The sequence below is a fragment of the Paenibacillus pasadenensis genome (genome assembly GCF_002864175.1).
Classification (GTDB): Bacteria; Bacillota; Bacilli; order Paenibacillales; family Paenibacillaceae; genus Paenibacillus_O; species Paenibacillus_O pasadenensis.
The window spans coordinates 498,443-520,058 of sequence record NZ_NFEZ01000001.1 but is presented as its reverse complement, the minus strand read 5'-3'; the positions used below and the strand labels follow the sequence as shown (position 1 = coordinate 520,058).

The following is a 21,616-nucleotide window of genomic DNA, read 5'->3' as shown; positions in this document are numbered from 1 at the left end:
CGGCCTGCCCGGGCAAGTCCCAGGCGATCGGCTCGGAAGGAACCGGACAGGGCCCGCCTCGTCCTGCGCAGGAGCAGACGCCGCCGCAGTCAGGACAGCGAAGCGCCGGCACGATCCCGGTGGAGCTGGCGGAACTTGTACGCCATCGCGAGCCGCCAAGGCACGAGCATGCCGAACGCCAGCAGGAAGAACAGCGAGGCGGTCTGCAGCACCGAAACGTACTGCTCGACGACGTCGTGAAGCACCAGACGAATCGCCAGCAGAATAAGGATCAGAAAGAAAAACGCCTTGGAGCGGCGCAAGTAGACATCTTCGCCGACAAACTCCATCTTGGACGTCAGGATAAGCGGGATGGAGAACAGCAGAGCGCCGACGGCGAAAGCGCAAAGCGCCCAGAGGAGCGGTATATGCGTCTCGGGAACGACGAACATCAAAAAACCGGTCGCCATGCCGAGGGGCGGAATGAGGATCTTGCGCAAGGTCGTCGGCTTGCGGGTGGAACGGACGCGCACCATGATGACCGCCAGCCCTCCGAGCAACGGGATAAGCAAGGACCACAGCGGCGAGATCTGGATCGACAGGTTCATACGGGCATCGGCACTCCCTTTGGAAAATAGGCGCGCCAGCCTTGCTTTTCGGCCGCGCCTCTACAGCTTTCTCCATCGTACCCAAAATGCCTCCTCCATGCAAATGAACGCGAAAAACCGCCGGACAGCAGCAGGAAGCGGCTTGTCCGGCGGCGGGAATGCGCGTGCTCAGCGCGACGACTGCTTGACGCGGGAGCCGATGCTTTTGAGCGTCTCGCGGATGAAGGCCGGCTCGTCCTCCGGCGTGCGGGAGCTGACGAAATTGCCTTCCACGACGACCTCCTGATCGACATAGTGGGCGCCGGCATTCGCCAGATCGTCCCGCAGCGGCGGATAGCAGGTCAGCGTCCGGCCTTTCGCCAGCCCGGCGCTGATGAGAATCTGCGGACCGTGGCAGATCGCCGCGATCGTCTTCTTCTCCTCGTCGAGCCGCTGTACGAACGACTGGATCGACGGGTCGTTGCGGAGCGCTTCCGGAGAGGAGCCCCCGGGAATGACCGCCGCGTCGAACTGCTCCGGCTTCGCGTCGGCGATGCCAAGCTCCGTCGTATAGCTGGCCTTGCCCTGCTTGCCCTCAAGCTTCTCTCCGGCCTTGAGGCCGATGATTACCGTCTCGTGACCTTCCGCCCGGATCGCCTCATAAGGGGCCTGCATCTCGCTGTCCTCGAACTGGGGTCCGAGCAAAAAAGCTACCTTTGCCATGATGATTCTCTCCTTTGCCTGAAGGTTCCTAAGATACAGCCTTACTTTACCCTTCCGCGCCCCATCTGAACCGAACGCCGCGCGGCGCAAGCGGCGCCTCGACCGATCCTCGCTGACGGCGTTCGACAAAACGTTACCCTTCTGTAACCTTATGGCGGCCGAAGCAGTCTAGGATAAAAGAAGAGAAGAAAAGAAAAGGCAACCACGGTTGGAGGAGGAATGCATCATGAACGTTCGTACGCAAAAAGGAAAGCATGCCCGGAGGCTGATGCTCGCTCTGGCCGGAACGGCCCTGTTCGGAGGCGCGGCGCTCGGCTCCCACGCCCCGTCTGCCGCGGCCGCGGCCGCGACGCCGGCGCCGGCTGAGACAGCCGTCCACCCGGCCGTTTCCGTCAAGAAGATCGTCCGCAGCACGAAAGCCTACGAGGCCTCCCTGTACATCCCGGTTGTGAGCGGCTTGAAGGACGCCAAGTTCCAGCAGCAGCTGAACGGCATCCTCGAAAGCGCCGCGCTGAAAGACCTCGAGGCGGTGGCCAGGCAGGCGGAGGAGGATCGGGCTTCGTCGCAGAAGGAATCTTATCCATTCCATAAGCATGAGATCAAGCTGCAGTTCTCCGCCGCCCGCAGCGAGTCGCTCGTGGACGGGGGCTTCCTCTCCCTGAAGCTGAATACCTACATCTATAGCGGAGGCGCCCATGGCATCAGCCGCATCGATACGTACAACGTCGCGAACGGCGCCGAGGCTTCGTACATGACGCTGGCGACGCTTTACGGAGAGGACTACGCCGAGCATGTCGACAAGGAGATCAAGCGCCAGATCGCGGCCCATCCCGAGCTGTACTTCGAGGACGGATTCGCGGGCGTGAAGGAGGACCAGCCGTTCTACATCTCGAGCGGCAAGGCGCGCGTCGTGTTCCAGCCCTATGAGATCGCGCCGTATGCGACCGGAGCTCCGGAATTCCCGATCGCGCTGCCGGAAGCCGGCTTGCCCGAGCCCGTGCTCGCCGTTCAGGTGCAGGGCCAGCCTCTCGAAGGCATCGGCGTGACGCAAAGCAAGGACGGCGTCGCGATGATTCCGGCGCGCCAGGTCGCCGAAGCGCTCGGCTACAAGACGAAGTGGACCGCCGCGACGAGCACGCTTGAGCTGAGCAAGGGCGACACGTGGACCGCCGTATCCAAAGGACTCGACAGCTACAGCGTCGACAAGTCGGCTCCGGTCCGGCTCGGGGCGGCCCCTGTCGTAGACGGCAAAGGCCGGCTGACCGTGCCGCTCGCGCTGTTCACCGAGCTGCTCAAGGCGACGGTGTCCTACAGCGGGGATGTCGTCAACCTGGAAGCGCCGAAGGCGTAGAGCTGACTGACGGCTCTGTGCGGCGGCCGTAGGCGAGAAGGTCGAGGCAGCGTCCGGCAGCTGCTCGAGCGCGAACGTAATCCTTCTGCATCGTCCGGCTCGGAGAGGCTGCAAGCCATGCAATCTCGTCTTCCCACCCGATCCTGCTCGCAAACAGGGCTGTCCAAAGATCTCAGGATGGAGATCTTCGGACAGCCCTGTTCAGCTTCGTGCGCTCACTGCTCGGCTATAGTCATGCGTCGTCTCGACCAGGATGGTCCTCCGCCCATTTTTCGGCCTGGGCGGTCGCGATGGCGATCGCCCTGCCTTCCTCATAGCCGTCCTCCAGCAGCGCGTTGGCGATGTCGATCGCCTTGCCGCGCGTCCGCTCATCCAGATTTTTCATGGATGGCGGGTAGTCGTTCTTTTTCCACGGCATCCGGATCTCCTCCTTGGGCATGGATATCGCTCTCCGGCACTTGCAGCTCCGGGCTCGGCTCCGGCGGTCAGAGCAGCGTCACATCGCCGCCGGCACGCGGCTCCTCGTCGTCGACGCGCTCGGTGCGCAGCGCGCCGGCAGCGCCCAGGATGCCGATCGCATCGCGCGCATCCTCCGGAGCCGCTTCGACAAAGACAAGGATGCGTCCGTCCTGCACCTCTTTTTCGTAGCGCTTGGCCTCGCTCTCCGCGAAGCCCATGCCGACGAGTCCGCCGACGATGCCGAGCGTGCTCGCGCCGACAGCCGCGCCTCCAAGAGCGGCGACGATCGGACCGGCCGCGATGATCGGGCCGATGCCCGGGATGGCCAGCGCCCCGAGGCCGGCCAGCAAGCCGACCGTGCCGCCGGCGAGGCCGCCGGTCGTCACGCCTGCGGCGATGCCTTCGGGCGCCATCGTTCCGGATTCGTCCAGCACGCCGTCATACCGCTCCCTGTCTCGCGTCAGCACCGACAGCTCGTCCCGGCTGAACCCCGCGCGCTGCAGCTCGCCGAGCGCTTGTTCGGCCTGCGCATCCCGCTCATACACCCCTACATATCGAATCGCCATGAAAAACGCCTCCTTGTCGGGTCTCTTGGTAGAGACTTACCCCGATCGGCTAGGCGGAAATCTTTGTTCTTTTACTAAATGATCCTGTATAATTAGGCATTATTTTGGTAGAGAACCGACTAGCATCTCGATTAAGTGTCTCAAAAGTCAATTGGGAGTGAATGAATCATGTACCATCAGAAGCCGATTCTCGGCATTGTTGTCCCCTGTTATAACGAAGAAGAGGTTCTGAGCCTTACCGTCGAAGAGCTCGATTCCGTCCTCGATAAAATGGAAAAGGAAGGCCTGGTCTCATCAGAGAGCTTCATCCTATTCGTCAATGACGGAAGCCGAGATCAAACATGGCCTCTCATCGAAGATCTCAAGGGGCGCTACGAGCGTGTGTCCGGACTCAATCTCGCCGCCAATGTCGGGCATCAAAACGCTCTTCTCGGCGGCCTCATGACGGCTAAACAGCATGCCGATTGCCTCGTCAGCATTGATGCGGATCTCCAGGACGACGTACGAGTCATCCGAGACATGGTACTCCGATATCGCGAAGGCTGCGACATCGTCTATGGCGTGCGCAGCAGCCGCAAGCGCGATACTTGGTTTAAACGGACAACAGCAGAAAGCTTTTATAAATTAATGGAAGGCCTTGGCCTACGCATTGTGAACAATCATGCGGATTACCGTCTAATGAGCCGCCGCGCGCTTGATGAACTTGCTCGCTTCACGGAAGTGAATATCTTTTTGCGCGGCATGGTCCCGTTGCTCGGCTTCCAGACCGGCGTAGTGTATTATGAACGGCTGGAAAGGGCTGCCGGTGAATCCAAGTATCCTTTGAAGAAAATGATCAACTTCGCCTTGGAGGGCATCACCTCGCTTTCGGTGAAGCCGATCCGCATGGTCACGGCAGCTGGATTCGTCGTTTTTGCCGTCAGCATCGTCATGGCCATCTACGGAATCACGTCTAATTTAATGGGCAAAGCCGTCAGCGGCTGGTCCTCCCTCATTGTATCCATGTGGTTCATCGGAGGCGTGCAGCTGCTTTCGGTTGGACTGATCGGTGAATATATCGGCAAGATTTATCGCGAGGTCAAACGCCGACCGCTTTACATCGTAGAGCGGGAGCTTCCTCCCGCCGTCCGCCGGAAAGCCGTTGACGAGGCCAAGTCTGATCATAGAAAAGAACTTGATCCGGTTCTCAGTCTCTAAAATAAAGCAGCACCGTGCTTCGAAGCACGGTGCTGCTTCTTTATGCTTCTTCCAAAAGCCCCCGGCAAGCCGCGCAAGACTCGCCGTAGCGCAGCTCCAGCAGCGCAAGCTCCGGCTCGTAGCCGCCGGCTCCGTACTTCGCCTTCTGCTCCAGCTCCAGGGCGAGCTTCGCCACGCCGGCAAAACCGATGCTGAGCGAGGCCGACTTGACGTTGTGCGCCAGCCGCTCCATGAGGTCGTGCTCGTCCAGCGCGGCGGCCTCGCGCAGCTGCTGCAGCTTGGCCGGCGTATCCTGCTCGTACAGCGCAAGCAGATGCTCCAGCATCGAGCGGTCGTCCGCGCCCCAGGGCCGCGGAGCGATGTCCTCGAGCGTCGCAACGTGGATCAGCTCCGCCGCTTCCGCCCCCTCGGCCTCGTCCGCTCCCGGCTGCCGCAGCTCCTGCTGCCCTTGGGCATCAGGCAGCCATTCCAGCAGCGCGGCGGCCAGCTTGTCGAGCGTGACCGGCTTCGTCAGGAAGGCGTCCATGCCGGCCTCGAACGCCTTGCTGCGCTCGGAGGCAAGCGCGCCGGCCGTCAAGGCGACGATCGGCACGCGCGGCATGTCTTGGCGCCGCTCCTCCTCGCGGATGGCAGCCGCGGCCTCCAAGCCGCTCATGAGCGGCATCTGGTTGTCCATCAGGATGAGGCTCGGCTCATGCCGGCGCCACAGCTCCATCGCCTCCTCGCCATTGGACGCCACGACGACGGTCTCGAAGCCGAGGTTGCGCAGCTGAAGCGTAGCGACATGCTGGTTGACCGGATTGTCCTCGGCCAGCAGGATGACGGAGCGGCTGTCCTTGGCCTTCAGCCGGCTGCGCGCCGCGGAGCGCCCTCCGTTCGCCGGCTCCGCAGGGGAGGCGGCCTGCTCCAGCTCCAGCTCGATGCCGAACACCGAGCCTTCGCCGAGCTTGCTTTCCACGGCGATCTGCCCGCCCATCAGCTCCACGAGATGCTTGGTGATCGAGAGCCCGAGGCCCGTGCTGCTGAAGCGCTGGGTGAGGGAATGGTCGACCTGGAAAAAAGGCGTGAACAGCTTGCCGGCATGCTCCTCGGAAATGCCGATGCCGGTATCCCGCACCTCGAGCCGCAGCCGCTGCCGGCCGCCGCTGCGCGACAGCAGGAACAGGCGCGTCTCCACCTCGCCGTCCTGCGTGAACTTGACCGCGTTGCCGACGAGGTTGAGCAGGATCTGGCGGAACCGTCCCCCGTCGCCGAGCACCTCCGGATGGATGCGCGGATCGATGTAGGTCCGCAGCGCCGTCCGCTGCAGCTTCGCCCGGGACTGCAGCAGCCCCAGCGTATGCTGGACCGCCGCCCGCAGGTCGAACTCGGCGCGATCGAGCCTCATTTCGCCCGCCTCGATCTTGGACAGGTCGAGGATGTCGTTCAGAATCGTCAGCAGCAGCTGCCCGGAGTCCAGGATGATCGACACCGACTCCCGCTGCTGTCCGCTCAGCTCGGTCTGCGCCAGCAGCTCGCTCATCGCGATGATGCCGTTCATCGGAGAACGGATCTCGTGGCTCATCGTCGCGAGGAACACGCTTTTGGAGCGGTTCGCCTGCTCGGCGCTTTCCTTGGCGAGCTTCAGCTCGATGTTCGTCTTGGCGAGCTGGCGCTGCACCGAGACGAGCTCGTTGTTGAGCGCCGAGAACTCGTCGAAGGCGCGCAGCTCCTGCTCCATCTTTTCGACGACCTGGCCCGAGAGCTTCTTGATCGTCTCGCGCAGCGTCACCATCTGCTGGTTGTTGATCTTGGTCAGCTCGTCGTAGAAATAAGAGTAGCCCGGATGATAGGTCGCGCCGACGACGAGCAGCCGGTCGTCCACGACGCCGCCGTTGAAGTAGAACAGCTCCGTGCGCCCTCCGAGCGTCAGGTTGAGCTCCCAGTTGTAGACGGCCTTGTCCCGCTCCAGCCGGAGCAGGAAATCCTGGAACTTGAGCCGGTTCTGCTCGTCCATCAAGGAAAAGACGCTGCCTCCCCCGTCCAGATGAGGGGCAAGCCCGAAATCGTCCCGGATGATCTGCGCGATCTCTCCCGTGCGCTTGCACAGCAGGGAGACGACCCGATGGTCTTGCGGCGGAGCCGCATTCATGCCTGGCATGCGCCTGATCGCCCCTTTCGGCCGGTCAGCTCCGTCGCCACGCGCACGGACTGCTCGGCGTCGCGGCCATATCCGTCCGCGCCGATCGCGCGCCAGAGCTCCCGGTCGGTATTGAACGGATAGCCCCCGACCAGGACGACGATGCCGCCGATGTCCGGATCCTGCCGGACGGCGGCGATCAGCTCGCGGGCGAGGCTGACGTGATAGGTCATCGTGCAGGAGATCGCGAGCACGTCGGCCTTGTAGTCCTTGAGCAGCTCGATGAGCGAGCGCGCCGGCACGTTGGCCCCGACATAGTACGTATCCCAGCCGTTCAGCTCGAAGATGTCCGTCACCATGCGCAGGCCGATCTCATGCAGCTCGCCCCCGACGCAGGCCGAGACGAGCTTCAGTCCCTTGCGGGATTGGTTGAACAGGTAAGGAAACAGCTGCGACATGACGAGCTGCGTAGCCGCGCTGCAGTAATGCTCCTGGGCGACCGTGATGCGGCCCGTCTGCCAGAGCCGGCCGATCTCGTACTGCGATTGCTGGAAAATGTCCAGATAGATCGTCTGCAGCGGCACGCCGCGATCGACGAGATCCATGACGAGCCGGCTCGCTTCGGCCCGGCGGCCTTCCAGCAGCAGCTCGGTATAGGCGGTCGCTTCCGCGGCCATGCCGCTCTCCTCGAGATAGGAGCCTTGCTGCTCGGCATCCGAGCCGAGCTGGCGCAGCGCCGCCTCGAGATGAGGGGTGGCATAGCGGTACGTTTCCTCGTCTAGCTCCTGCCGCAGCACTTCCTGGAAGCAGAGGATGTTGACGTACAGGTCCTCGGTGCCGACCTGGTACTGCTGCAGCAGCACCCGCAGCCAGGTCATGTAGCTGGAGAACAGCAGCGGGCTTTCGAGGTGGATGCTCTCGGCGAGGTACTTGAGCGTATAGGATGTATCCTGCTTCGTCTTGATCCAGCCGATCTCGCCGAATTTCTGCTGCAGCTCGGGCTGGCGCTCGTATTGCAGGCGGGTGATCCGCTCGGCAAGGCGGTCTTCTCGATCCAGGATGGCCTTGCCGACGGCGGTAACGTCCAGGGACATGGGAACCATCCTTTCTGTGGATAAGACTCTATTGTACCATACCTCGCGTCAGAGGATCGGCGACAGCAGCCGGCTGACCGATTCCTTGAACTTGTTCCAGAGCGAGCGGGAATCGTAATCCTCCAGCGACAGCTCCCGGCAATGGAGCAGGTCGTCCTGGAAAATCCGCTGCAGCCGCATGGCCGTCGCGGAGTCGTAGATGAACGCGTTGACCTCGAAGTTCAGCTTGAAGCTGCGGATGTCGATGTTCGCCGTGCCGACGGAGGCGATGTTGCCGTCCACGACGAGCGTCTTGGCGTGCAGGAAGCCGTTTTCGTACAGATAGCACTTCACGCCCGCCGAGAGCAGCTCGCCGAAGTACGAGTGCGACGCCCAGTAGACGAAGAAATGGTCGGGCTTGCTCGGCAGCATCACCTTGACATCGACGCCGGACAGAGCGGCCATCTTGAGCGCGCTGAGCAGGCTGTCGTCCGGCACGAAATAAGGCGTCTGCAGCATCACCGACATCTTGGCCGAGTTGATCATCTTGATGTAGCCGTTCTTGATATGCTGCCACTCGGAGTCCGGGCCGCTGGAGATGATCTGCATGCCGACGCTGCCGCCCGCCTCCGGCGCCGGATAGTAGCGGCTGTCGGTCAGGAAGGGCTGCGTCGAGGCGAGGCTCCAGTCGAGCAGGAACCGGCCCTGCAGCTGCGCCACCGCCCCGCCCTGGATGCGCAGATGCGTATCGCGCCAGAAGCCGAAGCGCTTCACCTTGCCGACGTACTCGTCGCCGATGTTGAATCCGCCCACATAGCCGATCTTGCCGTCGATGACGACGATCTTGCGATGGTTGCGGTAGTTGAGCCGGGGATTGATGAAGAAGATCTTCGATGGGAAGAAGGCGCCTACCTGGCCGCCGGCCCGGAGCAGCATGCGCAAGTATTTCTTGTTCAGCCGGATGCTGCCGATGTCGTCGTAGATGAGCCTCACCTCGACGCCCTCCTCCGCCTTGCGGCAAAGCGTGTGCAGCACGCGCTTGCCGAGCTTGTCCGCCCGGATGATGTAATACATCAGATGGATATGATGCGTCGCTTCCTCGATGTCGCGCAGCAGCGAGTCGAACTTGCGCTCGCCGTCGGTGAACACCTCGACCTCGTTATCCTGCGTGAACAGCGCGTCGCTCGATACCAGGTTCATGTAGACCATATCCTGGTAATAGGTCATGAGCGGGTCGTTGAAGGAATACAATCCTTTCTCGACGATGCGCTGCTGCGTCTTCAGCCGCTGGCGGGCGTTCTTGAGCTGGCTCAGCTTGAACTTGTAGATCTTGCGGCGGCTGAGGTTCTGCCCGAGCAGCAGATAGAGCACGAAGCCGATGCCGGGCAGGAAATAAAGGACCATCAGCCATGCCCAGGTCGAGGCGATGTTGCGCCTCTCGAGGAAGATGACCGCGATGGCCAGAACGATATTGAGCACATAAAAAAGGGAATAGGCCTGCTGGAAGTAGATCAACTCGGCACCCGCCTGTCTGGAGATTCAAGTGGCGGCTCCGCAGCCCGCGGAAGGCGGGAGAAGCCGGCATCTTCCAGTATACCAGACTTGGCCGGCCGGATAGCAGGGGCCGCGGGCCGGCCGCCGCAGAAAAAGTTCGCGCGGGCGGCGGCAAAAGGGCTTGTTCGCATTTGACAAGGCTTTCGGAACCGTCTAATGTGCGAAAGAGACAGGTGACGCGCGAAGAGCTTGACCCGTGCGGACAGACCAACGAATCGGGAGGAAACGAAACGATGAATTTCAAGCAGGCGGCGGGCATCCAGGCGGCCGAAGCGGTCGCGAGCGGCATGAAGGTCGGACTCGGAACGGGATCGACCGTCTACTATACGATTCTGGAGCTGGGACGGCGCATGAAGGAGGAAGGCTTGCGCTTCACGGGCGTGCCGACCTCGGACGCGACCGAGAAGCTGGCGCTTGAGCTCGGCATTCCGCTTGCGGAGCTGTCGGAGCTCGAGCCGCTCGACGTTACGATCGACGGCGCGGACGAGGTGACGCCGGAGCTGGCGCTCATCAAGGGCGGCGGCGCGGCGCATTTCCGCGAGAAGATGGTGGCGGCCGTGTCCAAGCGGCTCGTCATCGTCGCCGATGAGTCCAAGGCGGTCGGCAAGCTCGGCGCGTTCACCGTGCCGGTCGAGATCGCCGCGTACGGCTGGCGCTCGACCGCGCGCCGCGTCGAGGCCGCCGGCTGCCGCGCCGTGCGCCGCGAGCGGGACGGCCAGCCGGTCGTCACCGACAACGGCAACTACGTGCTCGACTGCGACTTCGGCCTGATCGAGGAGCCCGGCGCGCTCGACCGCGAGCTCAAGGGGCTGCTCGGCGTGCTGGAGACCGGCTTGTTCGTCGGCATGGCCGATGCCGCCTACATCGCCGGACCGGAGGGCGTGCGCGTCCTGCGGCGCGAAGCCTGGGAACGGGGCTAGCGCATGGAGCACAACCGAAAGGAAGCGGCGGGCGCGCCAGTCGCGGAGGCGGAGCGCGCCGACATGGAGCTCCGGGGCGCGGATGCCGAGCGCGATGAAGCCGGCCATCGGGGCGGAACGGCGCTGCCGAGCCGCGGCAAGCGCAAGCGCATCGTGCTCACCGGCGGCGGCACGACGGGCCATGTGAGCGTCAATCTGGCGCTCATCCCCGGCCTCCTCGCGGACGGCTGGAGCGTGCACTACATCGGCTCGCGGGACGGCATCGAGCGCTCCCTGATCGAGCCGATCGACGGCGTGACGTACCACTCCGTCTCGACCGGCAAGCTGCGGCGCTACTGGGACCGCAAAAACGTCACCGACGCGCTGCGCGTCGGCAAGGGGCTGGTGCAGGCGGCCTCGCTTATCCGGAAGCTGAAGCCGGATGTCGTCTTTTCCAAGGGCGGCTTCGTCAGCGTGCCGGTCGTGCTGGCCGCCAAGCTGAACCGCGTGCCGGCGATCATCCACGAGTCCGACGTGACGCCGGGCCTCGCCAACCGGATCGCGATTCCGTGCGCGACGGCCGTCTGCACGACATTCCCGGAAACGGCCGCCTACATCAAAAGCGCCAAGGTCGTGCAGGCCGGCCCGCTCGTGCGTCCGGAGCTGTACAGCGGCGACGCCGAGCGCGGCCGGCGGCTGTGCGGCTTCGACCGCAGCCGCCCCGTGCTGCTCGTCATGGGCGGCAGCCTCGGCTCGCGCCGCCTCAACGAGGCGATCTACGAGGCGCTCCCGGAGCTGCTGCCGCGCTGGCAGGTCGTGCATCTGCGCGGCAAAGGGCAGGCGGCGGCTCCGGCCGCAGCGCCGGCTCAAGCGGCGGCGGCGGCCGCTCCGCGGGATCCGGCCCTCCAGCCGAGCGGGCCGATCGTCCGCATCGGCGGCGCGCCGATCGCCCCCGCAGCAGGCGGAGATTTGGGGCCGACGGCTCCGGCGGACGGACGCTCCGCGACAGGCGCAGAGGCATCGAGGCCGGCCGGGACGGGCGGCTCCGAGGAAGCGGAAGGCGGCGGCTCCGAGCTGATGGAGGCCACGGACGGCTACCGTTCGTTCGAATACCTGTCCGAGGAGCTGCCCGACGTGCTGGCGCTGGCGGACGCCGTGCTCTCGCGGGCCGGAGCCAACGCGATCTTCGAGCTGCTCGCGCTGCGCAAGCCGATGCTGCTCGTGCCGCTGACGCTGGCGCAGAGCCGCGGCGACCAGATCCGCAACGCCGCCTCGTTCGAGGCGGCCGGACTGGCTCGGGTGCTGCCGGAGGAGAAGCTGTCCACCGTCACGCTGATGCAGGAGCTGCGCGCTCTTGCGGACAGCGGCCCGGAGCTGGACGCCCGCATGGCGGCGGCCGCTCCGGCCGATCCGCTGCCGCTGCTGCACCGGCTCATCCGCGACGCGGCGGAGCGCCGGGGATAAGCGGAGCGCCGCTGCGAGCCGGAGGCGCGGCTCCGCGGGCCGAGGACAGGACGCGGCAGGCCGGACGCCGCGGCTGGACCCGAGAGTCGTTGCGAGAGGCGCGGCTGCTTGCGCGCAAGGCACGAGTCCGTTCCAAAAAAGGCATCTTCTGCGTGACTGGACGCGGAGGATGCCTTTTTGACTCCGGCTCGTATCCGCCTCGCGCAGCTCCCAGCGCGCGGCGCCTCGCTGGATGACGGCGGTCGGTCGGCCGCACGGGCGCGGCTATGTACGGGTCTTTCGATGATTATGTGATCTATGCTAACATTTATTTGACACTGGACGGGCGATCGGGCATATTTTGTTCCATACCGGCGAATCGGGGCGAGGCTCCGAAGCCGAGCGAAGGAGCGGATGGACATGACGGGAAAACTGCGCAAGGCCGCCATCATCGGAGCCGGCCAGGTCGGGGCGAGCTGCGCCTACGCGATGCTCAACCAGTCGGTATGCGACGAGATCCTGCTCGTCGGCCGGAGCGAGCAGCGGACGCAGGCCCAGGCGCTGGACCTTTCCCACTGCGTGGACTTCAGCCACTCGCGCACGAAGGTGCGGGCCGGATCGCTGGACGAATGCGGCGACATGGACCTCATCCTCCTCTGCGCGGGAGAGAATCCGGTCGACGGCCGCACGCGGCTCGACCTGCTCGACTCCTCCTACGGGCTGTATCAGGGCATGATCGAGCGCATCATGGGAACCGGCTTCGACGGCATCTTCCTCGTGGCGGCCAATCCGGTCGACATCGTCACCTACGTCGTCTGGAAGCTGTCGGGCCTGCCGCGCGAGCGCGTCGTCGGCAGCGGCACCTCGATCGACACCGCCCGGCTGAAGACGCTGCTGTCCGAGCATCTGCCGGTCGATCCGCGCAGCGTGCACGGCTACGTCATGGGCGAGCACGGGGAGTCCCAGTTCCCCGTCTGGTCGCATGTGACGGTCGGCGGCAAGCCGCTCGCGGACATCCTGGCCCAGCACCCCGAGCGGTTCCGGGACCTGAGCCTCGACGAGATCGCGCTGCGCACGCGCAATGCGGGCTGGGAGATCCTGCTCGGCAAAGGCTCCACCCACTACGGCATCGCCGCCGCGCTGACCGCGATCGCCCGCTCGATCCTGAACAACGACCATCGGATCATGGCCGTGTCGGCCATTCTCGACGGGGAGTACGGGCAGCGAGACATCGGCATCGGCGTGCCGGCCATCCTTTCGCGCGGCGGCATCCAGGAGGTGCTGGAGCTGCGGCTGAACGAGGCTGAGCGGCAGCTGTTCGAGCGCTCCTGCGCGATCGTGCGCCAGACGATGGCGAGGCTGCCGGCGCTGTAAGGAGTGCGGCGCAGGCGGGCCGGTTCCTTGCCGCGCGGCAAGGGCGAGCCGGCTGCGCCGCACGGCAGGACTTCTCCAGCATGGCGGGCCGGCTGCGCCGCACGGCAGGGCTCTCAAGGCGGCTGTCCTGCGGGACAGCTTGCTCTACCGGAGCGCCCGCGCTTCATGCTACAATTTGCAAAATACTCGGCACGGCCAAGGGGGACGCGGCAGCAGATGGATATTCGGCATATGAGACTGGACGAACCGGCCCTTGGCACCTTCAGCGAGGAACGGGAAGAATACGAGCGCGACTACGCGCGGCTCATCCAATCGCCGGCGTTCCGCCGGCTGCAAGGCAAATCGCAGGTGTTCGGCGCCGGATCGGGCGACTACTACCGGACGCGGCTGACGCATTCCCTCGAGGTGTCGCAGATCGCCCGCGAGGCGGCGCGCAGGCTGGCCAAGCACTATCCGTTCGTCGAGCAGGGCGAGCATCCGGGCCTGGTCGTCAGTCCGGCCGTCGTGGAATGCGCGGCGCTCGCGCATGACCTCGGCCACCCGCCTTTCGGCCATCGGGGCGAAGAGGTGCTGAACCGGCTGCTGCAGGAGCAGTACGGCATGAAGTACGAGGGCAACGCGCAGAATTTCCGCATCCTCATGTTCCTCGAAAAGCGCGCCGGCAGCGGCAGCGGGCTCGACCTGACCGCCGCCGTGCTGCTGGCCGTCAACAAGTATCCGTACAACCTCGACGAGCCCGGCCGCATCAAGGGCGCCTACGCTCCCGAGTGGGAGGTCATCCGCGAGCTGCGCGAGCGCTGGCAGATGCCGGAGGGCGCGCGCACGCTGGAGACGCAGCTGATGGACCTGTGCGACGACATCGCCTACTCGACGCATGACATCGAGGACGGCATCCGCGCGGGCAAGATCGACATGAACCGCAGCTTTTTCGAAAGCGAGTTCCTGCAGACGCATCTCGTCCAGGAAATCGTCGACGACGAGGGCAATCAGGACTTCCACTGGGAGGAAGTGGACATCCCCGCGATGGTACGCCGCGTGCTGGACGCGTTCATCGGCCAGTGGGAGGAGATCTATCTCGCCTGCGGCCGCGAGTCGTCCCGGACCCGCCGCGAGATCAAGGCGCGCTGGGTGAGCACGTTCGCCGGGCGGATCGGCATCATCGACGAGGGCGGCTGGAAGCGCGTCACGTTCGTGCGCGACGGGGCATGCGACTACGAGCTGCTGCGGACGATGGAGATTCTGAAAAAGCTCGCCTGGGTGACGCTCATCAAGGACTTCCGCGTCCAACGGCTGCAGATGCGCAGCGAGATCATGATCCAGCGGCTGTGGGACAGCTTCATCCGGCCGGAGACCGGCCGGCTCATCATCCCTACCGACTGGCTGCAGAATTACGAGCGCCACAGCGCCAAGTGGAGCTGGCCGCGCTTCGTCGCCGACTACATCGCCGGCATGACCGACGCCTACGCCGAGAAGGTGTACGCCGAGCTGTTCGCCAGCAAGTCGGGGTCGATTTATGAGATGGACTGAAGGCTTGACGATATTAAAAAAGGCAGACAGGCGGCGATCGCTCAGCTCGAGGGACGCTCATGCTCTCTTCCATGAAAAAAGGTCGGTAGAAATTCTACCGACCTTTTTTATTCTTTATTCGTTTTACTCCCATAAGGCTGTAGCGCCTTATTACTTCACATCCGATATTAGGTTAGAGGTACATCAGATGCTCGTACGCTAAGTTTTCCACCTGCTGTGCCACTACTCGTAGCGTAATCAAGGTAAAATACATGTCCACTTGCATGAGAGACATTAATAGTCAAGCTGCTATTTGCAGAGACAGTATGCGTACCGATGTTTGTTTTGTCCGAATCGTACGATACGTAAACGGTCAGAGATGAAGATGTTGTATTGGTAACGTATACTCTTGCATAGTCGTATCCACTTGGCTGGAACCAAGAATTTCCGCCATTATTAAGATTGGCATTGTCGATAGTCAGGAAGCTCGTTCTTGGTTGCTTTACAGGATTAGATGAATCTACAATGGTTGAGGATGGCGGTGCAGTTTCAGCAATGGCCGAAGCAGACGACAACGACATTGCGGCAACAACAACGGCAGCAACAAAAAAGCTCTTGAACTTTTTCACTAGTGTTTCCTCCGTTTTAACGTTGGCTTTCAACGATATATTTCTCCAATTCCACAAATGTAGATATCTGGTAATATATCCACTTTACCTCATCGCCCTTTGATTGTCATCACTCCTACTGGATAATCTTTGTAAGTTTTTTCTTGTTGTATTAAAGACCGTTTCGCAGCCTTCTTTAACGCATGGTCTTCTTTTGTCGTTTCTTCACTCTTAACATCGTGTTCTGCAACTGGGGCTTCCGCAGGTTGTGGTCATCGCAGGAAAATAAGCAACTTTAGATGAAAACGCAAACAGGACGAAGCCGGAATACCCACGGAGCTTCGTCCCGTTTCATTTTTTCGCCTTAAATTTCGGCCGGGAATGATGTCGTTTAGGAGCGTTTGGTCATCCCCTACCACGCTTCAATCTTCTGCTCTGCCATCAGCAGAAGGCTGGCCTGACTAATTCGGACGCAGTCCAATTCTCCGGCGCATTCGCCTGACAGCCTACTTGTTCAAGCTTCTTTCAGCGCTGGCTTTCACCAACTCGCCGCCCGCTGGAACTTCGTCCTCCGGCACGCGCGACAGCTCGCCGGGCCAGAAGGCGCGGCGGCCGAGCAGCGCGGTGAGCGCCGGCACGAGGTACGGCCGCACGACGAACGTGTCGAGCAGCACGCCGAGCGCGGTGATGAGGCCGAACTGCAGCAGCACCTGGATCGGCAGCGTCGCCAGCACGGCGAACGTGCCCGCCAGGATGAGGCCGGCCGAGGTGATGACCGGGCCGGTCTCGCTCACGCCTTCGGCGATCGCCTGCTTCAGCGGCATCTTCCGGCGCTTCTTCCAGATGCTCGATACCATGAAGATGTTGTAGTCCTCGCCGAGCGCGACGAGGAACACGAAGGCGTACAGCGGGATCGCTCCCTGGATCGCATCGACGCCCATGGGCTCGTGCAGCACGAGCCAGCCGAGCCCGAGCGCGGCGAAGTAGGACAGGATGACCGTCCCGATCAGGTAGACCATCGCCGTCACCGAGCGCAGGTAGACGAGCAGCAGCGCGGCGATGAGGACGATGACGAGCGGGATGATGACCTGCTGGTCGACCGCCTCCGCCTCGCGCGTATCGTACTGGACGGCGGTCTGGCCGGCCAGCCAGACGCGGTCCGCCGCGTCTGCGCCGCCGATCGCCTGCTCCGCCGCCTCGCGGATCGCCGGCAGCGCGTCCATCGCCTCCTGCGAGTACGGATTCATCGCCAGCTCGACCTTCCAGGCGCGCAGGCCCGGCTGCGAGGCGGCCTCCGCCGGCTCGCCGACCTTGGCGACCGAGCCGAGCGCCTGCAGCTTCTCGGCGACCGGCGGAATCGCTCCCGCTTCCCCCTGCGCCATCACGGTCACGGGAGCAAGCGTGCCTTCCGAGAAGTTGTCGCCGATCAGGGCGAAGCCCTGGCGCGACTCCATCTCCTCGGGGAACGAGGACAGGATGTCGAACGTGAACTTCACCTGCGTGCTGAACAGGGCGAGCACCCCGAGCAGCGCGACCGAGACGAGCGTGACCGTCCACGGCCGGCGGACGACGAGGCGGCCGGTGAAGCCCGGACCCCGGCGCCCGGTCCGCTTCGGAGCGGGCTTGCCCTTGCGGCGCGCCCGCTCTTTCGCCATCTCCGGCGTACGCGGCACGAACGGCCAGAACGAGCCGCGTCCGAAAATCGACAGCAGCGCCGGCAGCAGCGTCAAGCTGGACAGCGCCATCACGAGGATCGACAGGCCGAACGGCACGGCGAAGCGCTTGATGACGCCGTACTGCGCGAACAGCAGCGTCAGCAACGCGATGACGACCGTCAGGCCGCTCATGGCGATCGCGCCGCCTGAGCTGCCGAGCGCCGCGCGCAGCGCGGCGGCCGGGCTGCGCTCCTCGGCCAGCAGCTCGCGGTAGCGGCTGACGAGGAACAGGCAGTAGTCCGTCCCTGCGCCGAACAGCAGCACCGTCATGATCGCGACAGCCTGCGAGTCGACGTCGATCCAATCTTTGGACGCCATGTAGCCGAGCAGCGGGTCGGTGACCGCGTAGGCGAAGCCGACCGCGACGAGCGGGATGAGCGCCAGCACCGGCGAGCGGTAGATCGCCAGCAGGAAGACGAGCACGAGCAGCACGGTCGCGATCATGAGCGACACGTCCGCGCTGCTGAACAGCTCGGTCGCGTCGACCGAGATGCCGGCCGGGCCGGTCAGGCGGGCGCTCAGCTCCGCCCCGTCCGCCGTGTCCGCCTCGAATGCCGGCGTGCCGGCGATTTTCTCCGTCCGCTCCCGCAGCTGCTCGACGCCTTGCTTGATTTCTTCCGTCGGCGCGTCCGGCTGGAATACGACCGGCCAGACGAGCGTGCTGCCGTCCTCCGACAGCTGCGCCGCCAGCGCCGGCGGCGGCAGCTCATGCAGCGGCAGCGACGAGCGCTGCCCCGGCAGCGGCGATGCGGCGACGTCCGCCGATACGGCCGAGATCGCCTTCAGATCGTCCTGCGACAGCCCTCCCTCCCGATGCCAGACGACGAGCGCCGGCGTGCCTTCCTCGCTGCGGAACTGCTCCGCAAGCAGCTTCTCCGCCTGCACCGAGGGCTTGCTCTCGTCGAAATTCGGCGCGTTGCTGTCCGCCTGCGACCGCACGCCCGGCAGCAGCAGCATCAGCAGCGCGGCCGCCGCCACCCACGCGCCCAGCGTAATCCAGCGTCCGCGGCGGGTCGTCGCCCACGCGATCCACGATCCTCGTTTTGCCATGTTCCATCTCTCCCTCGCCCGGCTTGCCATTCATCCATTCCGGCCTTATTCATGGTAAACTGTAATCTCCAAGACAGCTCTTCCTCTTCCCCCCAATTTCCGGGAGAAGCGGGGCGCCGGTCTGACTGAGATCATTATATATACCCAACGGTTAATATTCAACAAAAGGAGGACGAGCCCATGTCCAATCCCCATGATTCCGCCTCGAATGGAGCCGTCCGTCCCGACGGCGAAGCACGCGAGCCGCAGCGCCGCTCGCCCGGCCGCCCCCGGCGGGAGGACCGCATGCCGGTGCGGGACGAGATCTTGAAAACCGCCTCCGTCCTGTTCATGGAGGAGGGCTACGAGGCCGTCTCGCTGAGCGGCATCGCCGAACGCTGCGGCGTGACCAAGGCTTCCGTCTACTATCACTTCGAAGGCAAGCCGGCGCTGTTCACGGCCGCCGTCATCCGCATGCTCCAGCTCGCCCTCGCCGGGACGCGGCGCGTGCTGGATCAGGAGGGCAAGAGCCTGCGCCTGCGCCTGCAGGAGGTGGCCGAGAGGAGGCTGTCGCGGATCCAGCATATCGAATTCGAGGCGCTCATGCGCGAGGCGTCGCATTATCTCGATGACCGCCAGCGGACCGCGATCCGCGAAGCCGAGCAGGAGCTGCACGATCTTCTCTCTCTGCATTTTGCGCGGGCGATAGCCGATGGAGAAATCAGGAAGGGCGATTCGATGCTCATGGCCCACTCCTATACCGCCCTGCTCATGATCGGCAACCGCCAGGCCGCCAAGAACATGTACGCTTCTCCGTCCGAGCTGGCCGGACCGATCATGGACATGTTCTGGACCGGCGTCGGCTAGCGGCGAGGGACGGCGCCATGTACGGACCGACCCCCCAGGCTCCAGTCGAAGAGAGGGATACCGGCATGTCCATCAAGCTCAAGCTGTCCGCATTGATTTTTGCCGTCGTGACGATCATGCTGGCTCTCAATCTCCTCGTCTTCTACCTGTATACCGGCAACCAGAGCCGCCATGCGGCCGAGCGCCAGCTGCTCTCCGCCGGAGACCAGATCCGAGGCTCGCTGACGCCCGTCCTCAAGGAAAACTACCACCTGGAGCTCGGGCAGTCGGAGCGGCTGCGCGTCGCCTCGATCGCCGTCCGCGCCTTGATCGGAGACAAAGCCGGCGCCGCCGAGTCCGCCCGGCTGGAGGAGTCGCGCAGCAAGCTCGGCCTCGACAATATCGCGCTCATCCTTCCCGTGGACGGGGAAATGCAGATCGTGAAAAGCACCCGCCCCGGCGAGGCGGGAACGACGCTGTCCGCCGTCGCGCCGCCTTACGACGCGCTGCGGCAGCTTTACCGCAGCCGCTACGTCACGCTGCCCGGAGGCACCAGCCTGCAGGACTTCTGGGCGAGCGGCGCGACCGTGCTCGACGAAGGCAGGACCGTCATGACCAGCTATTATTACGACGGCACGATGGATTACCTGATCCGCCTCACCCTGGAAAGCTCGGCGGCCATCCGCAGCGGCAAGCAGCCCGGAGAGCTTCAGCTCGGCAGCTCCTTTGTCCGCATCCCCGGGCTGGTGGAGCTGAGCGGCTTCAACTACAGCCTCATTCCCCCGCCCGGCTCCGGCGGCGCGGGCGACGACGACGGCCGGCTGGATTTTTCAAGCGCGCTGGAGTTCGGCAGCTACCGGCTGGCCGCTCCGGAGGACTACGGCCACATCCGTCAGGCCGTGCGCTCCGGCGAGCCGATCACCGTCGACACGACGATCGGGGACATGCCGGCGCTGCGCGGATATATTCCGTACTCGGTCGACAACATCCGGGACTACGCGCTCATCGTCACGATCGACAAATCGGTATTCAGCCGCGACCTGCGCCAGCAGCTGCTGCTGCTTTTCGCCATCTCCCTCATGCTCGTCGTCATGACCGTCATCGTCAGCTATGCGCTCGCCGGCGTCGCCGTGCGCAGCCTCAAGCTTGTCGTGCGCCGCGTCAATCAGCTCGCCGCCGGAAATTTCAGCCAGCCCGTCACGGTCCGCTCAAACGACGAGATCGGCGAGCTCGCCTCCAGCGTCAACGTCATGGCGACGAGCCTCGACTCCTATACGAACCGGCTCAAGGATTCCGCGGAGGAGCTGCGCCGGACGAAGGAATATCTCGAATCGCTCGTCACTCATACGAGGGACGCCATCCACAGCTACGATCTGAGGGGCGGACTCATCAGCGCCAACCGGGCCTATGAAGCGATGTTCGGCTGGACGGAGGCGGAGCTCAAGGCTCCCGGCGGCATGGCCGTGCTGCCGGAGGAGCAGCGCTGCAATCTCGAGCGCATGATCGAAAGCGTGCTGCTCGGCGTGCCCTGGGTCGACGCGGAGACGTGGATGCAGACGCGCGACGGCCGCCGCATCGATGTCAGCACGACGGCCTCGCCGGTGCGCGACCAGCACGGCGAAATCATCGCCGTATCGTGCATCACCCGCGACATGACGAGCCGCAAGCAGACCGAGGAGCTGCTGAGGCGCGCCGAGAAGCTGTCGATCGTCGGACAGCTCGCCGCCGGCGTGGCGCATGAGATCCGCAATCCGCTGACGACGCTGCGCGGCTTCGTGCAGATGCAGCTCGAGGGCAAGACGCTCGCGCCGTATTACCATACGATCATGCTGGCGGAGCTCGACCGCATCAATTTCATCGTGAGCGAGTTCCTCGTGCTGGCCAAGCCTCAGGCTGACCGCTACCAGGACTGCAGGCTGCGGGAGATTCTCGAGGACATGGCTGCCCTGATCGAGCCGGAGGCGCTGCTGAACGACGTGCGCGTGCGGATGGAGCTCGGAGGCGGCGATCCGATCGTCGCCGGCGAGCCGAACCAGCTCAAGCAGGTGTTCCTCAATCTGATGAAAAACGGCATCGAGGCGATGCCGGAGCGAGGCAGCCGCCTGAGCGTCGCGCTCGCTTGCCCTGAGCCGGGCCAGGCCGTCGTGACGATCCGCGACGAGGGCGTCGGCATTCCCGAGGAGCAGCTGGCGCGGCTTGGAGAGCCGTTTTATACGAGCAAGGAGAAAGGAAACGGACTCGGCCTCATGGTGAGCCAACGGATCGTGACCAACCACGGAGGCACGCTGCTCGTACGGAGCAAGGTCGGAGAAGGCACCGAGGTCGTCGTGACGCTGCCCTTGCTGAAGGCCGCGGCGGGACGGCAGCGTTCCAGCTCCGCCTAGCGTTTATGCGGAGCAGCGGCGGCAGAGCCGCTCCGGGCCGTTTCTGCGGAGCGGCGGCGGCCGGGCAGGCTCCAGGACGTTTCAGCGGGGCGGCGGCAGCCGTGCCGCTACAGGACGTTTCAGCGGGGCGGCGGCAGCCGAGCAGGCTCCAGGACGTTTCAGCGGGGCGAGCGCGGCCAAGCTGCGCCTAGCCCGGCATGCTGC

The 21,616-nt window shown here is 64.2% G+C and carries 17 protein-coding genes; 8 read left to right on the top strand and 9 right to left on the bottom strand.

Annotated features, from left to right (window positions below; all coding sequences use genetic code 11):
• Positions 1-89: 89 nt before the first annotated feature.
• Both B8V81_RS02275 and B8V81_RS02270 read right to left on the bottom strand, forming a co-directional pair.
• Entirely contained in the window at positions 90-587 is a 498-nt protein-coding gene (locus tag B8V81_RS02275) for a CcdC family protein (RefSeq protein ID WP_028598914.1), read from the bottom strand.
• A gap of 168 nt (positions 588-755) precedes the next feature.
• Positions 756-1,289: a type 1 glutamine amidotransferase domain-containing protein gene (locus tag B8V81_RS02270; protein ID WP_028598913.1), complete on the bottom strand. Its 534-nt coding sequence runs from the start codon at positions 1,287-1,289 to the stop codon at positions 756-758.
• 226 nt (positions 1,290-1,515) lie between these two features.
• On the opposite strand from B8V81_RS02270, the gene B8V81_RS02265 reads away from it, so the two are divergent.
• The gene (locus tag B8V81_RS02265; RefSeq protein ID WP_101807597.1) at positions 1,516-2,640 is read left to right on the top strand and encodes a PdaC/SigV domain-containing protein; all 1,125 of its coding nucleotides are present in this window, start codon (positions 1,516-1,518) and stop codon (positions 2,638-2,640) included.
• A gap of 232 nt (positions 2,641-2,872) precedes the next feature.
• On the opposite strand, the gene B8V81_RS02260 is transcribed toward B8V81_RS02265, so the two are convergent.
• Both B8V81_RS02260 and B8V81_RS02255 read right to left on the bottom strand, forming a co-directional pair.
• Entirely contained in the window at positions 2,873-3,058 is a 186-nt protein-coding gene (locus tag B8V81_RS02260) for a DUF2188 domain-containing protein (RefSeq protein WP_101807596.1), read from the bottom strand.
• Positions 3,059-3,125: 67 nt separating this feature from the next.
• Positions 3,126-3,665: a general stress protein gene (locus B8V81_RS02255; RefSeq protein WP_146000445.1), complete on the bottom strand. Its 540-nt coding sequence runs from the start codon at positions 3,663-3,665 to the stop codon at positions 3,126-3,128.
• Between the two features lie 168 nt (positions 3,666-3,833).
• On the opposite strand from B8V81_RS02255, the gene B8V81_RS02250 reads away from it, so the two are divergent.
• Positions 3,834-4,862 carry a glycosyltransferase family 2 protein gene (locus B8V81_RS02250; protein ID WP_101807594.1) on the top strand — a complete coding sequence of 343 codons (1,029 nt, stop codon included), beginning with the start codon at positions 3,834-3,836 and terminating at the stop codon, positions 4,860-4,862.
• A gap of 40 nt (positions 4,863-4,902) precedes the next feature.
• Here the strand turns inward: B8V81_RS02250 and B8V81_RS02245 are convergent, their stop codons facing one another.
• The 3 genes from B8V81_RS02245 to cls are packed head-to-tail and all read right to left on the bottom strand — an operon-like array spanning position 4,903 to position 9,569.
• Positions 4,903-7,002, bottom strand: a complete 2,100-nt coding sequence (locus B8V81_RS02245; protein WP_101807593.1) for an ATP-binding protein — start codon at positions 7,000-7,002, stop codon at positions 4,903-4,905.
• The gene (locus B8V81_RS02240) at positions 6,990-8,075 is read right to left on the bottom strand and encodes a cobalamin B12-binding domain-containing protein (RefSeq protein ID WP_101807592.1); all 1,086 of its coding nucleotides are present in this window, start codon (positions 8,073-8,075) and stop codon (positions 6,990-6,992) included. The genes B8V81_RS02245 and B8V81_RS02240 overlap by 13 nt, the downstream gene beginning before the upstream one ends.
• A gap of 48 nt (positions 8,076-8,123) precedes the next feature.
• A complete protein-coding gene (gene cls / locus B8V81_RS02235) occupies positions 8,124-9,569 on the bottom strand; it encodes a cardiolipin synthase (RefSeq protein ID WP_028598912.1) in 1,446 nt (481 codons plus the stop codon).
• A gap of 272 nt (positions 9,570-9,841) precedes the next feature.
• Here cls and rpiA point away from each other — a divergent pair, with 272 nt between their 5' ends.
• The 4 genes from rpiA to B8V81_RS02215 all read left to right on the top strand — a co-directional run bounded on the left by rpiA (position 9,842) and on the right by B8V81_RS02215 (position 14,851).
• Complete coding sequence (gene rpiA, locus B8V81_RS02230) at positions 9,842-10,528, top strand: ribose 5-phosphate isomerase A (protein WP_101807591.1); 687 nt, start codon at positions 9,842-9,844, stop codon at positions 10,526-10,528.
• A gap of 3 nt (positions 10,529-10,531) precedes the next feature.
• Positions 10,532-11,971, top strand: a complete 1,440-nt coding sequence (locus B8V81_RS25585; protein ID WP_244912696.1) for a glycosyltransferase — start codon at positions 10,532-10,534, stop codon at positions 11,969-11,971.
• Positions 11,972-12,370: 399 nt separating this feature from the next.
• Positions 12,371-13,324 (top strand): L-lactate dehydrogenase, encoded by a 954-nt coding sequence (locus B8V81_RS02220; protein ID WP_101807590.1) that lies wholly within the window; start codon positions 12,371-12,373, stop codon positions 13,322-13,324.
• A 216-nt stretch (positions 13,325-13,540) separates the two neighbouring features.
• Positions 13,541-14,851, top strand: coding sequence for a deoxyguanosinetriphosphate triphosphohydrolase family protein (locus B8V81_RS02215; RefSeq protein WP_028598908.1), 1,311 nt, complete (start codon positions 13,541-13,543; stop codon positions 14,849-14,851).
• Between the two features lie 167 nt (positions 14,852-15,018).
• On the opposite strand, the gene B8V81_RS24665 is transcribed toward B8V81_RS02215, so the two are convergent.
• Both B8V81_RS24665 and B8V81_RS02210 read right to left on the bottom strand, forming a co-directional pair.
• Positions 15,019-15,492 (bottom strand): hypothetical protein, encoded by a 474-nt coding sequence (locus tag B8V81_RS24665; RefSeq protein ID WP_146000444.1) that lies wholly within the window; start codon positions 15,490-15,492, stop codon positions 15,019-15,021.
• A gap of 452 nt (positions 15,493-15,944) precedes the next feature.
• Positions 15,945-18,203, bottom strand: a complete 2,259-nt coding sequence (locus B8V81_RS02210; protein ID WP_101807589.1) for an MMPL family transporter — start codon at positions 18,201-18,203, stop codon at positions 15,945-15,947.
• Between the two features lie 180 nt (positions 18,204-18,383).
• Between B8V81_RS02210 and B8V81_RS02205 the strand changes: the two genes are divergently transcribed.
• On the top strand, positions 18,384-19,049 hold the full coding sequence (locus tag B8V81_RS02205) for a TetR/AcrR family transcriptional regulator (RefSeq protein ID WP_101807588.1): 666 nt from the start codon (positions 18,384-18,386) through the stop codon (positions 19,047-19,049).
• A 65-nt stretch (positions 19,050-19,114) separates the two neighbouring features.
• Positions 19,115-21,412 (top strand): ATP-binding protein, encoded by a 2,298-nt coding sequence (locus tag B8V81_RS02200; RefSeq protein ID WP_180968358.1) that lies wholly within the window; start codon positions 19,115-19,117, stop codon positions 21,410-21,412.
• Positions 21,413-21,616: the final 204 nt, after the last annotated feature.

Coding starts and splice junctions, on each gene's coding strand:
- B8V81_RS02275 (WP_028598914.1), bottom strand. CDS start 587: ATGAACCTGTCGATCCAGATCTCGCCGCTGTGGTCCTTGCTTATCCCG.
- B8V81_RS02270 (WP_028598913.1), bottom strand. CDS start 1,289: ATGGCAAAGGTAGCTTTTTTGCTCGGACCCCAGTTCGAGGACAGCGAG.
- B8V81_RS02265 (WP_101807597.1), top strand. CDS start 1,516: ATGAACGTTCGTACGCAAAAAGGAAAGCATGCCCGGAGGCTGATGCTC.
- B8V81_RS02260 (WP_101807596.1), bottom strand. CDS start 3,058: ATGCCGTGGAAAAAGAACGACTACCCGCCATCCATGAAAAATCTGGAT.
- B8V81_RS02255 (WP_146000445.1), bottom strand. CDS start 3,665: ATGGCGATTCGATATGTAGGGGTGTATGAGCGGGATGCGCAGGCCGAA.
- B8V81_RS02250 (WP_101807594.1), top strand. CDS start 3,834: ATGTACCATCAGAAGCCGATTCTCGGCATTGTTGTCCCCTGTTATAAC.
- B8V81_RS02245 (WP_101807593.1), bottom strand. CDS start 7,002: ATGCCAGGCATGAATGCGGCTCCGCCGCAAGACCATCGGGTCGTCTCC.
- B8V81_RS02240 (WP_101807592.1), bottom strand. CDS start 8,075: ATGTCCCTGGACGTTACCGCCGTCGGCAAGGCCATCCTGGATCGAGAA.
- rpiA (WP_101807591.1), top strand. CDS start 9,842: ATGAATTTCAAGCAGGCGGCGGGCATCCAGGCGGCCGAAGCGGTCGCG.
- B8V81_RS25585 (WP_244912696.1), top strand. CDS start 10,532: ATGGAGCACAACCGAAAGGAAGCGGCGGGCGCGCCAGTCGCGGAGGCG.
- B8V81_RS02220 (WP_101807590.1), top strand. CDS start 12,371: ATGACGGGAAAACTGCGCAAGGCCGCCATCATCGGAGCCGGCCAGGTC.
- B8V81_RS02215 (WP_028598908.1), top strand. CDS start 13,541: ATGGATATTCGGCATATGAGACTGGACGAACCGGCCCTTGGCACCTTC.
- B8V81_RS02210 (WP_101807589.1), bottom strand. CDS start 18,203: ATGGCAAAACGAGGATCGTGGATCGCGTGGGCGACGACCCGCCGCGGA.
- B8V81_RS02205 (WP_101807588.1), top strand. CDS start 18,384: ATGTCCAATCCCCATGATTCCGCCTCGAATGGAGCCGTCCGTCCCGAC.
- B8V81_RS02200 (WP_180968358.1), top strand. CDS start 19,115: ATGTCCATCAAGCTCAAGCTGTCCGCATTGATTTTTGCCGTCGTGACG.